This is a genomic window from Mesorhizobium sp. LNHC252B00, from assembly GCF_000502955.1.
Taxonomy (GTDB): Bacteria; Pseudomonadota; Alphaproteobacteria; order Rhizobiales; family Rhizobiaceae; genus Mesorhizobium.
Genome location: NZ_AYWO01000022.1, coordinates 18,907 through 33,730 on the forward strand (window position 1 = coordinate 18,907; position 14,824 = coordinate 33,730).

Annotated in this window: 13 protein-coding genes; 6 read left to right on the forward strand and 7 right to left on the reverse strand. The window is 63.8% G+C overall.

The genetic code is table 11. The features are described 5' to 3' along the window. Nucleotides 1-10 precede the first annotated feature (10 nt). From X744_RS147440 to X744_RS147425, 4 genes are read left to right on the forward strand one after another with little or no spacing between them, the layout of a single operon-like run. Nucleotides 11-790 carry an ABC transporter ATP-binding protein gene (locus tag X744_RS147440; RefSeq protein WP_023761335.1) on the forward strand — a complete coding sequence of 260 codons (780 nt, stop codon included), beginning with the start codon at nt 11-13 and terminating at the stop codon, nt 788-790. After that, nucleotides 783-1,493: an ABC transporter ATP-binding protein gene (locus X744_RS147435; protein ID WP_023761336.1), complete on the forward strand. Its 711-nt coding sequence runs from the start codon at nt 783-785 to the stop codon at nt 1,491-1,493. Before X744_RS147440 ends, X744_RS147435 begins: the two co-directional genes overlap by 8 nt. 7 nt (nt 1,494-1,500) lie before the next feature. Next, the gene (locus X744_RS147430; protein ID WP_023761337.1) at nt 1,501-2,388 is read left to right on the forward strand and encodes a branched-chain amino acid ABC transporter permease; all 888 of its coding nucleotides are present in this window, start codon (nt 1,501-1,503) and stop codon (nt 2,386-2,388) included. 22 nt (nt 2,389-2,410) lie between these two features. Next, nucleotides 2,411-3,403: a branched-chain amino acid ABC transporter permease gene (locus tag X744_RS147425; protein ID WP_031260760.1), complete on the forward strand. Its 993-nt coding sequence runs from the start codon at nt 2,411-2,413 to the stop codon at nt 3,401-3,403. A gap of 108 nt (nt 3,404-3,511) precedes the next feature. On the opposite strand, the gene X744_RS147420 is transcribed toward X744_RS147425, so the two are convergent. After that, on the reverse strand, nt 3,512-5,494 hold the full coding sequence (locus tag X744_RS147420) for a BTAD domain-containing putative transcriptional regulator (RefSeq protein WP_023761339.1): 1,983 nt from the start codon (nt 5,492-5,494) through the stop codon (nt 3,512-3,514). Between the two features lie 155 nt (nt 5,495-5,649). On the opposite strand from X744_RS147420, the gene X744_RS147415 reads away from it, so the two are divergent. Next, complete coding sequence (locus tag X744_RS147415) at nt 5,650-6,645, forward strand: DMT family transporter (RefSeq protein ID WP_023761340.1); 996 nt, start codon at nt 5,650-5,652, stop codon at nt 6,643-6,645. 91 nt (nt 6,646-6,736) lie between these two features. After that, nucleotides 6,737-7,525 (forward strand): DUF1194 domain-containing protein, encoded by a 789-nt coding sequence (locus tag X744_RS147410; RefSeq protein ID WP_050589578.1) that lies wholly within the window; start codon nt 6,737-6,739, stop codon nt 7,523-7,525. Nucleotides 7,526-7,717: 192 nt separating this feature from the next. Here the strand turns inward: X744_RS147410 and X744_RS147405 are convergent, their stop codons facing one another. The 6 genes from X744_RS147405 to X744_RS147380 form a co-directional block, all read right to left on the reverse strand. Continuing rightward, a complete protein-coding gene (locus X744_RS147405; protein ID WP_023761342.1) occupies nt 7,718-8,698 on the reverse strand; it encodes a 2-dehydropantoate 2-reductase in 981 nt (326 codons plus the stop codon). A 2-nt stretch (nt 8,699-8,700) separates the two neighbouring features. Continuing rightward, on the reverse strand, nt 8,701-10,227 hold the full coding sequence (locus X744_RS147400) for an acyl--CoA ligase (protein ID WP_023761343.1): 1,527 nt from the start codon (nt 10,225-10,227) through the stop codon (nt 8,701-8,703). Between the two features lie 90 nt (nt 10,228-10,317). Then, complete coding sequence (gene ggt, locus X744_RS147395) at nt 10,318-11,904, reverse strand: gamma-glutamyltransferase (protein ID WP_023761344.1); 1,587 nt, start codon at nt 11,902-11,904, stop codon at nt 10,318-10,320. 63 nt (nt 11,905-11,967) lie between these two features. Continuing rightward, complete coding sequence (locus X744_RS147390; protein WP_023761345.1) at nt 11,968-12,768, reverse strand: ABC transporter permease; 801 nt, start codon at nt 12,766-12,768, stop codon at nt 11,968-11,970. After that, nucleotides 12,765-13,691, reverse strand: a complete 927-nt coding sequence (locus X744_RS147385; protein WP_023761346.1) for an ABC transporter permease — start codon at nt 13,689-13,691, stop codon at nt 12,765-12,767. Before X744_RS147385 ends, X744_RS147390 begins: the two co-directional genes overlap by 4 nt. Next, nucleotides 13,688-14,773 carry an ABC transporter ATP-binding protein gene (locus tag X744_RS147380; protein WP_023761347.1) on the reverse strand — a complete coding sequence of 362 codons (1,086 nt, stop codon included), beginning with the start codon at nt 14,771-14,773 and terminating at the stop codon, nt 13,688-13,690. The genes X744_RS147385 and X744_RS147380 overlap by 4 nt, the downstream gene beginning before the upstream one ends. Nucleotides 14,774-14,824 lie beyond the last annotated feature (51 nt).

The window sequence follows — 14,824 nt, forward strand, 5'->3', positions numbered from 1 at the left end:
CGGCGCGGCCATGGCGCCGCCTGAGGTGAACGCGAACGAGCCGCATGTGGTGCTTTCCGCCCGCGGGTTGCGGCGCGACTTTGCCGGCTTCGTCGCCGTCAAAAATGTCGATCTCGATGTCCGCCATGGCAACATCCATGCGCTGATCGGACCCAACGGCGCCGGCAAGACGACCGTCTTCAATCTGCTCACCAAGTTCCTGGCGCCGACCAGCGGCAGGATCGAACTGCTCGGCCACGACATCACCCGAACCTCGCCGGCCAGGGTTGCGCGCATGGGTCTGGTGCGCTCGTTCCAGATATCGGCGATTTTTCCGCACCTCAGCGTGCTCGACAATGTGCGCGTCGCGCTGCAGCGGCCGGGCGGGCTCAGCGTCCAGTTCTGGCGCTCGCTCGCGGCGCTCGATCGGCTGACGCCGCGCGCCGAGGAACTGCTGCGTTCGGTCGGTCTCGACGACGCCAGGAACAGGCTCGCCGGCGATCTCTCCTATGGCAGGAAACGCGTGCTCGAGATCGCCACGACACTGGCGCTCGATCCGAAAGTGCTGCTGCTGGACGAACCGATGGCCGGCATGGGACACGAGGACGTGGCCACGGTTTCCGACCTCATCCGCTCGGTGGCACGGGATCGCGCCGTGCTGATGGTCGAGCACAATCTGACTGTCGTGGCCGACCTTTGCGACTGGATAACGGTCATGCAGCGCGGCGAGGTGCTGGCGGCCGGCGACTACGCCACCGTCAGCCGCGACGAACGCGTGAAGGTCGCTTATATGGGTACCGCCGATGACTAGCGCCGCGCCCCTGCTTGCGGTCAGCGGTCTCAACGCCTGGTATGGCGAGGGTCACGCGCTGCACGGCGTCGATCTGGAGGTGTTTGCCGGCGAGACCGTCACGCTGCTCGGCCGCAACGGCGTCGGCAAGACGACGACGCTTCGCTCCATCATGGGGCTCATCCGCAAGCGAACCGGCCGGATCGCTTTCGACGGCAAGGATCTGATGCGGGTGCCGCTGCACCGCACCGCCCATCAAGGCATCGGCTTCGTGCCGGAGGAACGCGGCATTTTCGCGACGCTGACAGTCGACGAGAACCTGGTCTTGCCACCGGTCGTCGCCGAGGGCGGCATGAGCGTCGAGGAAATATTCGATCTCTTCCCCAATCTCAAGGAGCGGCGCAACAGTCCCGGCACCAGGCTGTCGGGCGGCGAGCAGCAGATGCTGGCGATTGCGCGCATGTTGAGAACCGGCGTGAAAATGCTGCTTCTCGACGAGCCGACGGAGGGTCTCGCCCCCGTCATCGTGCAGCGCATCGGCGAGTTGCTGGCGACGTTGAAAAAGCGCGGCATGACGATCCTGCTGGTCGAGCAGAACTTCCGCTTCGCCAGCCGCGTTGCCGACCGTTTCTATCTGATGGAGCACGGCAAGGTCGTGGCAGGATTTCCGGTCGGCGAACTGCCGGACCGCATGACGCTGCTGCACGAAGTCCTGGGTGTATGATGGCGCCATGACGATGATCTTCGGAATCCCCGTTCAGGCCTTCCTCGGCCAGTTGCTGGTCGGGCTGATCAACGGCTCGTTCTACGCCATGCTGAGCCTCGGCCTGGCCGTCATATTCGGCCTGCTGCGCGTCATCAATTTCGCCCATGGCGCCCAGTATATGTTCGGTGCCTTCGTCGGTTATCTGCTTCTCACCCATCTCGGCATCGGCTATTGGCCCGCTTTGATCCTCGCGCCGCTGATCGTCGGCGTCTTCGGCATCGTCGTCGAGCGCCTGGCACTGTCGAGGCTGTACGATCTCGATCCGCTCTACGGCCTGCTCTTCACCTTCGGTCTCGCGCTCGTGCTCGAAGGCATATTCCGCTACTATTACGGCGTCTCGGGAAACGCCTACGCCGTGCCGCCGCTGCTTTCCGGCGGCACCAATCTCGGCTTCATGTTCCTGCCCAACTATCGCGGCTGGGTGGTGGTCGCCTCGCTGATCGTCTGCTTCGGGACCTGGGCGCTGATCGAGAAGACCAGGCTGGGGTCGTACCTGCGCGCGGCAACCGAGAACCCCCGTCTCGTCCAGGCTTTCGGCGTCAACGTGCCGTTGCTGCTGACGCTGACCTATGGCCTCGGTTCAGCGCTTGCCGGGCTTGCCGGTATTCTGGCAGCACCCGTCTACCAGGTGAGCCCGCTAATGGGATCGGATCTCATCATTGTCGTCTTCGCGGTCGTCGTGGTCGGCGGCATGGGATCGATCCTCGGCGCGATCGTCACCGGCTACATGCTCGGCCTCGCCGAAGGCCTGACCAAGGTCTTTTACCCCGAGGCTTCCAACCTGGTGGTCTTCGTCATCATGGCAATCGTGCTTTTGGTCCGGCCTGCCGGCCTGTTCGGAAGGGACGCCTGAGATGCCGGGAGAGACATCCGAGATGTCGGAAGCGAGATCCGACGTGGCTGACCTGACGCTTCGCGAAACATCGGCCAGGACCTCGGCAAGGCTTGAATGGACGCTGGTCGGGCTCGGCATCGTGGCGCTGCTGGTTGCGCCTTTCCTGATCTATCCGATCTTCCTGATGAAGATGCTGTGTTTCGCGCTGTTTGCCTGCGCGTTCAATCTTCTGCTCGGCTATACCGGGCTCCTGTCGTTCGGCCACGCCACCTTCTTTGGCGGCGCCGCCTACTTCACCGCGCATGCCGTCAAGGTCTGGGGCTGGCCGCCGGAAGCGGGCATCCTGCTTGGCATGGCAGGCGCGGCCCTGCTCGGCCTTGTCATGGGCTTTTTCGCCATTCGCCGGCAAGGCATCTATTTCGCCATGATCACGCTGGCGCTGTCGCAGATGTTCTTCTTCTTCTGCGTGCAGGCGCCCTTCACGCAAGGCGAGGATGGCATCCAAGGTGTTCCCCGCGGCATCCTGCTTGGCATCCTCGACCTGAATGTCTCGCTGAACATGTATTATTTCGTGCTTGTCGTATTCCTGGTCGGCGTCTTCGCCATCTGGCGCATCGTCAATTCGCCGTTCGGCATGATCCTGCGCTCGATCCGGGAAAACGAAAACCGCGCCATTTCGCTGGGCTATTCCGTCGCCAACTACAAGCTGGGCGCCTTCGTCATGTCGGCGGCGCTGGCCGGGCTGGCCGGCTCGCTCAAGGCGATCGTCTTCCAGTTCGCCACGCTCACCGACGTCACCTGGCAGATGTCGGGCGAAGTGATCCTGATGACGCTTCTCGGCGGCATCGGCACGATGGTCGGGCCGATGATCGGCGCCAGCCTGGTCATCGGACTGGAAAACACCCTTGCCACCTCCGGCTTTCCGGTGACCATCGCCACCGGGCTGATCTTCATGGTGTGCGTGCTGATCTTCCGGCGCGGCATTGTCGGTGAATTTTACGCGCGGGTGATCAGGCGGGCGGGGAAGGAGTGAACAGTTCCGGATAGGTTTGGATGCGGTCCAGCGGTCCTGAAGGATCTGCAGGACGCGTTGCGCCCGACCATGCTGTTCATTAGCAACGATCTGCTCTTCGCGACCTCCTCAGGAGCTCGGAAGGCCAGCCCTCGACAGCATTTCAAGGAATCTCGCGTGATGATGATCCTTCACATAGCGCGGCACAAAGCCGGGGCAGACATTACCCAGGTTGAGATGCGGAAGTTGTGACAGGCAATGATGGATGGCCCGCGAGGCCTCTTCGTTGTTTCCGGTTGCCGACGCGGCAGCAGCCCAGTAGAGGGCGCCGCGAACGAATCCCGGCTTTGTCCTAACCACCCTGCGTGCGGCTTCGAGCGCCCGCCGATCGTCTCCGCCGGCGAACAGTGCAACAGCCAGGCCATGGTGACGCCAGAAGTCGATGACGTCATGCGTTCCGAGCCGGATTGCCTCGTTGGCTTCACGCACTGCTTCACCGACCTGTCCGCGCAACGCGAAGAGCATCGAAATGTCGCCATGGCCGGTCGGATAGCTCGGGTTGAGGCTGATCGCATGTTGGCACTCGGCGATCGCCTCGTCGATGCGACCGGAACTTTCGAGCGCGAAGGACAGGATGCAGCGGGCGATTTCGTCGTCAGGCACTGCCCGTACCGCTGCTTCCGCAAGCTCGACCGCACGCTCGATTTGCCCTGGCTCCCGGGGCAGCGAGCCAAACGCCACGCCCATGGAAATTAAGACCGAGAGCGTTCGCTTCGCACGAGCGTTGTCGGGACCTATCGCGACAGCATTCTCGGCAAGCTCTATCCCGACCAACAGCGAATCCCGGGTCATTTCAAAATATTTCATGAGAGCTTCGTTCACCAACCTGCGCACTTCAGGGGGACCGGGTGGGCTCTTGTCGCGGACTTTCCAGTTGGTCAGTTGAAGGTCGAGGATCACGGCCAGCACAACCGCCTGAGCGATCCTGTCCTGGAATTCGAGCGCGTTCTCGGAGTGGCCATCGAACTTCTGGGCCCAGACGTTGTGGCCGCCGGCGGCATCGACAAGCTGGATGTTCACCCTCAGCCCATTGCCGGATCTCTGGACGCTACCGCTGAGCACATATTGCGCCCGAAGCATGCCCGGGATTTTGGTTTCTTCGGCAGGGCCGTTCTTCTCCACGGGTGGAAATGCGGAAAGCACGATATAGTCGGCGACCTCGGAGAGGGCCGTGGTGATGTCCTGGACGAGTCCCTTGGCGAAAAAATCGTCGCCCTGCTTTCCGGTCAGATTGATGAAGTCGGCAACGCTGATCGATGGGTGCCCGAGGCGCTGGCTGGCTGGAACAGCATTTGCCGGCTGGGCATTTGAGGCCGTGGCGACGGCAGACAGCACGGATTGCCAAAGCGCTCGCGTCTGCGGGCCAACGTGGACGCCGAGCTCCTTCTTCAGCATGCTTCTACAGGCCTCGTATGTCCTAATCGCCCTGTCGTGTTGACCACATGCGAGGAGCAATTCCATCTTGAGCCGGTAGGATTCTTCCCGCGTCGGCTCCATGGCCAGAACACGATCGACCAGGATGACCCCGGTTTCCGCGTCGACGAGGCGGGCCAATTTTTCGAAGGCCTCAAGTGCGCGGCTCAGCAGCCTGTCGCGTTCGGATGCGACCCAGTCATCGAACCCACTGCTTCCCAGATAAAGCCCGTCGAGGAACGGCCCGGTGTAGTTCGCCAGAGCCTTTTCGAGTTCCTGCACGGAACGGGCCGAGAGGCCTGCTTCGAATTCCTCCACGTCAACTCGAACCGCGTCTGGCGCGAGGCCGATTAGGTCCCCGCGGGAATGGATAAGATCCACACCTGCGCGCGACAGATCCCGACGCAGGACACTGAGCGTTTGCCGCAGGCTATTACGCGAGTGTTCGCTATCGCTGTCACCCCAAAACAGATCAGCCAGTCTCTCCCGTGTCGCCACCATGCCTGGACACCGGGCCAGATAGGCAATGATCGCAGGACCTCTTTTCCCTGTCAGCCGGAGCGGATCCGCCGACCCATTTTCGATCCGGAAACCACCGAAGAGTGAGATTATATTGGCGCCACTGCCCTCATTTTGCATTTGCTCTTCCAGCCTGACGAAATTCTAACTCAAAACTAACGCTTCGGAACTCTAGCGCCCCGCACTCAAGCGCTGTCGTGACGCAAGGTCAATTAGCCTTCGCTGAATTAGGGCCAGCCGAGTCAGCAATAGGCTTTGGCTCGAGGGGGTGGCGGGTGTCCAAGACTAGAGCCAATTTGCTGCTGCTGTTTGCAGCCGCTTTGTGGGGCCTCGGCAATGTCGCGCAAAAGACGGTACTTGCTCATCTCGACCCGCTGAGCGCCGTCGGCCTGCGCTGCCTGATCGGTGGGCTGCTTGTGCTGCCTTTCGTCTTGACCGAAAGGCGACTGCCCGCCGGGCCGGGCTATCTTTCCAGCCTGGCCAGGGTGGGCGTTCTGTTTGCCATCTCCATCACGCTTCAGCAGCTTTGCTATCTCGGCGCCACGGTCACGAATGCAAGCTTCCTGGTGAGCACTGCAACGGTGATGACACCACTGGCCGCCTGGCTGCTCATCGGCGAACGTCCGACAGCGAGCCTCACCGCTGCCGCCGGGCTGACCGTGGTCGGTGCCATGCTCTTGTCCGGCGGGATCGCCGGTCTCAGCAGCGGCGACCTCACCGCCATCCTGTCGGCTGGCTGCTATGCGCTCTGGATGGTCGAGCTTGGTCGGCACATGCAGGCGCATGCGCGCCCGTTCACTGCCGCGGCGACACAGTTCCTCGGCGCCGCCGCCTTCGCCCTGCCGCTCGGGGCACTGCAAGGCAACCTGTCGCTGGCCGCAGCATTTGCAGCCGGCCCGGAACTCGCAGTCCTCGGCGTATTCTCCACCGCAATCGCTTTCGGCATGCAGATTGCCGCCCAGCGCTTCACCTCCGCTAGTCATGCCGCTGTGATCGTCAGTGCCGAAAGCGTCTTCGGGGCGTTGGGCGCGGCGATCTTCCTCGGTGAACGGAACTCATCCGGGAGCGCACTGGGTGCCGCGATCATTCTCGGTGCGATCCTGTCGGTCGCAATGTCGAATCGAACGCCGCAGGCACGCACGCCCTCGCTGGCCGGTCCGGTTCCCTTCGACGCGGCGCCCGCCTTTGCGGCTGTGCCTGCAGCCTGGGCGGGGAATCGTCTTGCTCTCAATTCAGGTCCAAAGGAGGAATGTGATGACCCTTGCGGTTGATGCGAACGTATTCCCAACCCGACGGCCGCCCCGCACGTCTGCACCGACCGGCTTTCGCCGGCAGGTTCGGGCGATACTCAGCGGCATTCCGATGCCGACGAAACGATCGACCAGAGAACCGGCAAGACGGATCAATTCGTATTTGAGAGTGGCGGGGACACTTGCAGCTTCGGTGTTTTGGGGACTGCAGGCACACGCAGCCGACGTTGATGTTGCCGTTGTATTCGCTGTCGACTTCTCGTCCTCGATCGATCCAGAGGTTGCCGATCTACAGCGCGAGGGTCATGCCGCGGCGCTTACTTCGCCGGAGATCATCGCGGCCATCACGCGGAACTACGTTGGCTGCATCAGTGTGGCCTACTTTGAATGGTCGAGTCCCGGGCACACACGCATTGTGCTGCCGTGGACAAGCATCTGCGGGCTGGAGGATGCCAGAGCGGCCGCGTCGGTGATCAGCAAGAAAGGCGATACCGGCGTTACCCGTAGAGGGCGAAGAGGAACATCCGTTTCCTCCGCTATTGACGTCGGTAGTCTTCTGCTCGACCAGTTTCCGGGAAAGGCGGCCAAGAAAGTAATCGACATCTCCTCCAACGGCGAGAACAACGATGGGCTTCCTGTTCAACCGAGCAGGCTGAACGCCATTGCCAAGGGGTATACGATCAACGCGATCGCCATTCCAACGCAAGATGAGAATCCCGATCAACCGTTGGCGTCTTACTTTGCCCAATCGGTCATTGGCGGTTCGCAAGCCTTCGTCATAACGCCGAAGGGGCCAAACGACTACGCCATTGCCCTTCGCCGCAAACTGGTCACCGAAGTAAGCATGGACGTCGGCCGACAGTTCCCGCCACCGGCCGATGATCGCACTTCAAGCCAGTGATCCCGGAACCTTGAGGAGAGTTGAGCCTAAGCCGGCCTGTCCCGAGCTGGGCGGTATTGGTCGACGATCGCAACGGCTCCGAAAGTAAAGTGGTCGTTAGCCGTTGCAGCGGATGCCGCCATCAACCAGCGCGCGCCCCTGCACATCATTGGGACAGAGCAGCGGCTTCAAGCCTAGACGCGCCGCTCCCCCTCACCCATAACACCCGCGCTCCACCGCCAGCCGCCGCACCAGCGCCAGCACGGCATCGATGGTGGGTGTCGGCTTGTCCGTTAGCCGGCCAAGTTCCTGGACTGCGGCCACCAGCGCGTCGATCTCCATCGGCCGGCCGCGCTCGAGGTCCTGCAGCATCGAGGTCTTGTGTTCGCCGACATCGCCGGCGCCCTTGATGCGCCGATCGACCGCTATGGGGAAACGCACGCCGAGGCTTTCGCCTATCGCCTGCGCCTCCAGCATCATGGTGCGGGCCAGCGTGCGGGTGCCGTCGTCGGCAACGATCGCCGCCAGCGTGCTGCCGGTCAGCGCCGAGATCGGGTTGAAGGAAAGATTGCCCCACAGCTTGACCCAGATCTCGCTGCGTATGTCGTCGCGCACCGGGACCTGCAGTCCGGCCTTGACCATTTCCTCGGCCAGAAGCGTAACCCGCTCGCTGCGCTCGCCAGACGGTTCCCCAAGCGAGAAACGCTTGCCCTCGACATGGCGGATGAGCCCGGGCGCATCGACTTCGACGGCGGGGTAGACGACCGAGCCGATGACGCGCTGCGGCCCGATCCGCTGCCAGATTGCGCCGCCGGGATCGACCGCGTTCAGCCTGGTGCCTTCGAGCGGCCCGCCAACGCCATGGAAGTACCACCACGGCACGCCGTTCTGCATGGTGACGACCGATGTGTGGTCCCCGAGCAGCGGCGCGATCTGGTCGAGGGCCGGGGTGAGGGAGTGAGCCTTCAGTGCCACCACGACATAGTCCTGGGCGCCAAGTTCCTCTGCCTTGGCGACGGCCCGGACGGGGACCGAAATTTCCCGGCCATCCTCGATCAGGCGCAGGCCATTTGCCTTGATCGCTTCCAGATGGGCGCCGCGCGCGACGATCGAAAGATCGGTCCGTCCAGTGATGGCAAGCTTGGCCGCGAGATAGCCGCCGATCGCGCCGGCGCCGAAAATGGTGATCTTCATCGTCAAAGCCCGAGTTTGGCGGCGAGGCCGATGCGCTGCAATTTGCCGGTCGCGCCCTTGGGGATCTCGTCCAGGATCAGGATTTTGCGCGGCACCTTGAAATCGGCAAGCCGCGTCGCGGCATAGGTGCGGATGTCGCCCTCGGTAGCACTGATACCATCGCGCAGCACAACCGCCGCCGCCACCTCGTCGCCAAGCTTGTCATGCGGCATGGCGAAGGTGACGACCTGCGCCACCGCCGGATGGTCCATCAGCACATCGTCGACCTCGAGCGGCGAGATCTTTTCGCCACCGCGATTGATGATCTCCTTGAGCCGTCCGGTGACCCTGAGATATCCGTCATCGTCCAGCACGCCCTGGTCGCCGGTGTGGAACCAGCCATGTGCGAACGCCGTGGCGTTGGCATCCGGGTTCTTCTCGTAGCCATCCGTCACATTGGGTCCGCGAATGACGATCTCGCCGGTCTCGCCGGCCTTGAGCAGTCGCCCGTCGGGAGCCATGACGGCCACGTCCGGACCGGCGGAGGCGCCGACGCTACCCGGCTTGCGCAGGCCCGGCGGCAGCCGGTTCGACGCCATTTGGTGCGCGGCCTCGGTCATCCCGTAGGATTCGATCACCGGGCAGCCGAAGGTCGCTTCCAGTTCGGCCATCACTTGCGCCGGCAGCGACGCCGAGGACGAACGGATGAAGCGCAGACGCGCCGCTGCCAGCACCTCGGCATTGCGCGCTGCGCGCGGCAGGATCGCCTGATGCATGGTCGGCACCGCCGTGTACCAGCTCGGCCGCGCCTCGCCCAGCCACTGGAAGAAGCGCAGCGCGTTGAAGCCGGGCGTGCAGTAGATGCTGCCGCCTGATGCCAACGACGACAGCACGGCCGCGATCAGGCCGTGAATGTGGAACAGCGGCATGATGTTGAGGCAACGGTCATCGGCCGTCAGGCCAAGCGTCGCACGAATATGGGCGGCCGAGGCCGCGATGTTGGCATGGCTGAGCGGCACCAGTTTTGGACGTGATGTTGTGCCGGAGGTATGCAACAGCAGCGCGATGTCATCATCCCGCGCCATGTCGGGCGTTGCCGGCGGTCCGATCGCTGGGCCCTCGATGGCAAAACTGCCGGCCGGTGTGTCGGGCTGCACGACAAGCCGCAGCACGCCGATGCCGAGGCGTTCGGCCACCGTCACCGCCGGTCCGGTCTCGCCCTCGGCGACAAGGATCGCCTTGGCGCCGATGTCCGTCAGGTAGAAATCAAGCTCGTCGACCCGGTAGGCGGGATTGAGTGGCGCCGTCGAGGCGGCGGCCGCCACGGCGACGAAGGCGGCGGCCATCTCGGGCCCGTTCGGCAACACGATGGCCACCCTGTCGCCCCGGCCGATGCCGCGCGCATGCAGCTGTTTCGCCGTGTCGGCGATCAGGTCGCGCAAACCGCCATGGGTTAGCGTCGCCCTGTCGGGCGCCGAAATCGCCGGCGCATCATCGGTGCCGGCGGCGAGACGGCGGGAGAGGTCTTTGGGATTTGCAATATTGGTCATGATCACCGGTTGGATTTCGAACGACTATTGGCGGGAGCCCCGCTAACGGGCTTGCCTCGATATGGATACGCCATTGGACAACGGATCGCCTCAGTAGCCAAGCGCCAAACCATCCTTGCGCGGATCGGAGGCGCCGGTCAGCGTCCCTTTCTCCCAGTCGATCAGCACCACCTGTCCGCCACCAAGCGGATGATGCGGTTCGGTGATGCGGTGGCCGCGCCGGCGCAGACCGTCGATCGCTTCGGCGGGCACGTTGCGTTCGGCCTCCACTGTATCGTCATTGTAGAACACCCGCGGGGCATCCAGCGCCTGCTGCGGGTCCATGCCGAAGTCGAGCATGTTGGTGAGCAGATGGACATGGCCGAACGGCTGATAGCCGCCGCCCATGACGCCGAACGGCATCACGACGCGGCCGTTCTTCGTCGCCATGCCCGGCATGATCGTGTGCATCGGCCGCTTGCCGGGCGCGATCGCGTTCGGGTGCGTCGGATCGAGGCGGAAGCTCGAGCCGCGGTTCTGCAGCACGATGCCGGTTTTCGGGCTGACCACGCCGCTGCCGAACGAATAGTACGTCGAGTTGATGAAGGAGACGGCGTTGCGGTCGCGGTCGACGATGGAGATGTAGACCGTGTCGCTGCCGGGCAGGTCCACGCGCGGCAGGTGCGTCATGGCGCGGTCGCGGTCGATCTCGGCGCGCAGCCGGTCGGCATAGGCGCTGGAGAGAAGCTCTTTCACCGGCACCGGGACATGATCCTGGTCGCCGACGTAGCGGTCGCGGTCGCGATAGGCCAGCCGCCCGGCCTCGATCTCCAGATGCAGGCGTTCGGCGCCGTTGGGGTCCAGCCCGCCAAGCTTGAAGCCCGACAGCAAATTCAGCATCAAAAGCGCCGTCAGCCCCTGATTGTTCGGTGGCATCTGGTGGATGTCATGACCGCCATAGGAGGTGCTGACCGGCGTCACATAGTCGCCTCTGGTCGCGGCAAAATCCTCGGCCGAATGAAGGCCGCCCAACTCGTTGAGCCGGCGCACGATATCGTCGGCGACGGCGCCTTCGTAGAATCCGGCGCGGCCATGCGTGGCGATGATGCGCAAGGTGGTCGCCAGTTCCGGCTGGCGGTGGACGTCGCCGGCCTTCGGCGCTTTGCCGCCCGGCAGGAAGATGCGCGCGGCATGTTCGTCGGCCGAAAGATCGGTCTCCGGCTCGGCCCAGTCGACGGCGACGCGGTCATGCACGACATAGCCGTTTTCGGCATAATGGATGGCCGGCGCCAGCGCTTCGGCAAGGCCCTTGCGGCCATAGTCTTCGAGCAGGCGGCTCCAGGCATCGACGGCGCCCGGCACGGTGACCGCGTGCGGGCCCTGCAGCGGGATGCGGTCGAAGCCTTTTTCCAGATACCAGTCGACCGTCGCCTTGGCTGGCGCTCGGCCTGAACCATTGAAGGCCAGCACATTGCCTTGCCCTGCCGGGCTATAGAGCACGAAACAATCGCCGCCGATGCCGGTCGACTGCGGTTCGACCACCGCCTGCACCGCGGCGGCGCAGACGGCGGCATCCATGGCATTGCCGCCGGAGCGCAGCATCTCGATGGCGGCAAGGGTTGCAAGCGGATGTGACGTTGCGGCAACCGCCTCAGTGGCACGAACCGGCGAGCGGCCGGGAAACTGGAAATCACGCATTCTGTCTGGATATCCCCTAGTCACTTCTGCAAATTGGTCACTTCTTCGAATTGGTCATCTGAATCAATGCCGCCGCCCGAAGATCTGCGCAACCGACAACAGCACGACCGAGAGCACGATCAGGCAGGTCGAGATGGCGGCGATCGTCGGGTCGATCTGGTCGCGCAGCGCGTTGAACATGCGGCGCGTCAAGGTCGTGGTCTCGCCGCCCGAGATGAACAGCGAAACCACCACTTCGTCGAAGGAGGTGATGAAGGCAAACAGCGCGCCAGAGATGATCGAGAAGCGGATCTGCGGCATGGTCACCTGCCAGAACGCGGCGACACGTCCGGCGCCAAGGCTGCGCGCCACGCGTTCCTGGTTCATGTCGTAGGAGCGCAGTCCCGACAGCACGGTCAGCACCACCAGCGGCAAGGCCTGCACCGTATGCGCGATGACCAGCCCGGTCAGCGTGTTGTTGAGCCCGATCCGCGCATAGAGGAAGAAGGTGCCGATGCCGATCAGGATCACCGGCACGATCAGCGACGCCGTCAGCAGCGCATTGATGGTGCCGTTGAAGCGCAGCGTGCCCCTGTTGATCGCGTAGGCTGCGGCGGTGCCGAGCGGTGTCGCGACGAACACGGTCATGACAGCCACCTTGACCGAAACGATGGTCGCGTCTCGCCACTCCAGCGACTGGAAATAGGTCTGGTACCAGCGCAGCGACCATTGCTGCGGCGGGAATTGCAGCAGCGTCGAATCCGAAAACGACATGATGACGATGATGATCGACGGCGCGATCAGGAACAACAGCACGAGACCGCCGAGGCAGTAGAGCCACAGGCGTTGCCGGTGCGAAATAGGCAGGCCGATGTCCTCGCTCATCGTGAACTCCACACACCGGTGGCGCGCGCGCCGAGCAGCCACTGGAACAGGCCAAGAAGCGCCAGTGTAACCACCAGCAGCACCACGCCGAGCGCGGCACCCGCCCCCCAGTTGGAATAGAGGCTGGTGGTCTGTTCCATGCGCATTGCCCACATGATCACCTTGCCGCCGCCCATCAGCGCAGGGGTGACGAAGAAGCCCAGGCACAGCACGAAAACGATGACCACGCCCGAGGCGAGTCCTGGAAGCGACAGCGGAAAGAAGATCTGCCGGAAGGTGGCGACCGGACCGGCGCCGAGGTTCATGCCGGCGCGCAGGCAATCGGTGTCGATCGTCTTCATCGAGGCGTAGAGCGGCAGCACCAGGAACGGCAGCAAGATATGCGTCATGCCGATGACCACGCCCGACAGATTGTTGGCGAGCGACAGCGGTTGGCTGATGACGCCGAGGTCGATAAGCCAGCTGTTGATCAGCCCCTTGCGCTGCAGGATCACCAGCCAGGCATAGGTGCGCACCAGCACCGATGTCCAGAACGGCAAGATGACGAAGATCAGGCAGATCGACGCCGCCCGGCGCGGCAGTTGCGACAGCATGTAGGCCAGGGGATAGCCAAGCAGGACACAGGCGCCGGTGACGATGAAGGCGACCTTGAAGGTGGTGACGAAGGTCTTGATGTAGGAGGCCTGCTCGAAGAAGCGCGCATAGTTGGCGGCGCTGAAGGCGCCGGCCTCGTCGAACAGCGACAACCAGAACAGCCAGCCGATCGGCACGATGATGATGGCGAAGACCAGGAACAGGCTGGGTGACAGCAGCGCCAGCAGCCGGAGCTGCTCGCGCCGCGCATCGGCGCGCAGCGCTTGCGCGTTGAGGTCCCGACCGGGGCCGCCCGCAGTCTCGTTCAGAAGGACGGATTGCGCGCTCATCGCTCGGCCGCCACCAGGATCGTGTCCTGCGCATCGAGGCCGAGACTGATCGGCTGGCCGGGAGCCGGCATTCTGGCCAGCACGTCGCTGCGGCAATAGTCGCGCAGCGTCAGCTGGCGACCGTCGCGCAGCGCCGCGTAGCAGACGAAGCTGTCGCCCTGGTAGATGATGTCACTGAGCGTCGCGTCGAGTACATTGACGCCGCTTTGCGGTTCGGCGTTTGCCAGCAGCCGCAGCTTTTCCGGCCGCACCACCATCAGGTGCAGGCCCGATGCAGGCGCCGGCGCTGCGGTGTGGATTCGTCTGTCCTCGTACCAGACCGACCCATTGCGGCACTCGACCGGAATGAAATTCGATTCGCCGATGAAGCCGGCTACAAACCGCGTCCGCGGCGTGGCGTAGAGGGTTTCGGGTTTGTCGAGCTGTTCGATGCGTCCGCCGTTCATGACGGCGATGCGATCCGACATGGTGATCGCTTCGCGCTGGTCGTGCGTGACATAGACCGTGGTCATGCCAAGCCGCCGGTGAAGGGCACGCAGCTCGATCTGCATATGCTCGCGCAGGCCCTTGTCGAGCGCCGACAGGGGTTCGTCCATCAGCACGATGCGCGGCTCGAACACGATGGCGCGCGCCAGCGCCACGCGCTGGCGCTGGCCGCCGGAAAGCTGGTCGACCCGGCGCTCACCCAGGCCCTGCAATTTCACCAGATCGAGCGCCTTCTCGACGCGCTCGGCCGTCTCGGCGGCAGCGACGCCGCGCTGCTTCAGCGGAAAGGCGATGTTGTGAAAGACGTTCATATGCGGAAACAGCGCGTAGTTCTGGAACACCATGCCGATGTTGCGCTTGTGCGGCGGCGTGGTGATGATCTCGTCATCGCCGACCCTGATCGAGCCGGCATTGGCCCGCACGAAGCCGGCCAGGATCATCAGCAGCGTCGTCTTGCCGGAGCCGGAAGGCCCGAGCAGCGTCAGGAATTCGCCGGCCTCGACATCAAGGTTGAGGTCACGCAGCACCGACACGCTGCCAAATCGTTTCTCGATCCGGCGCATGCCGATCGGCAGCGCGGATGGCGCAATGGACAAGATCATCGTCTCCTAAGCAGGGGCGGCAGAAGCAGGGCGAGGCGCCGCCCT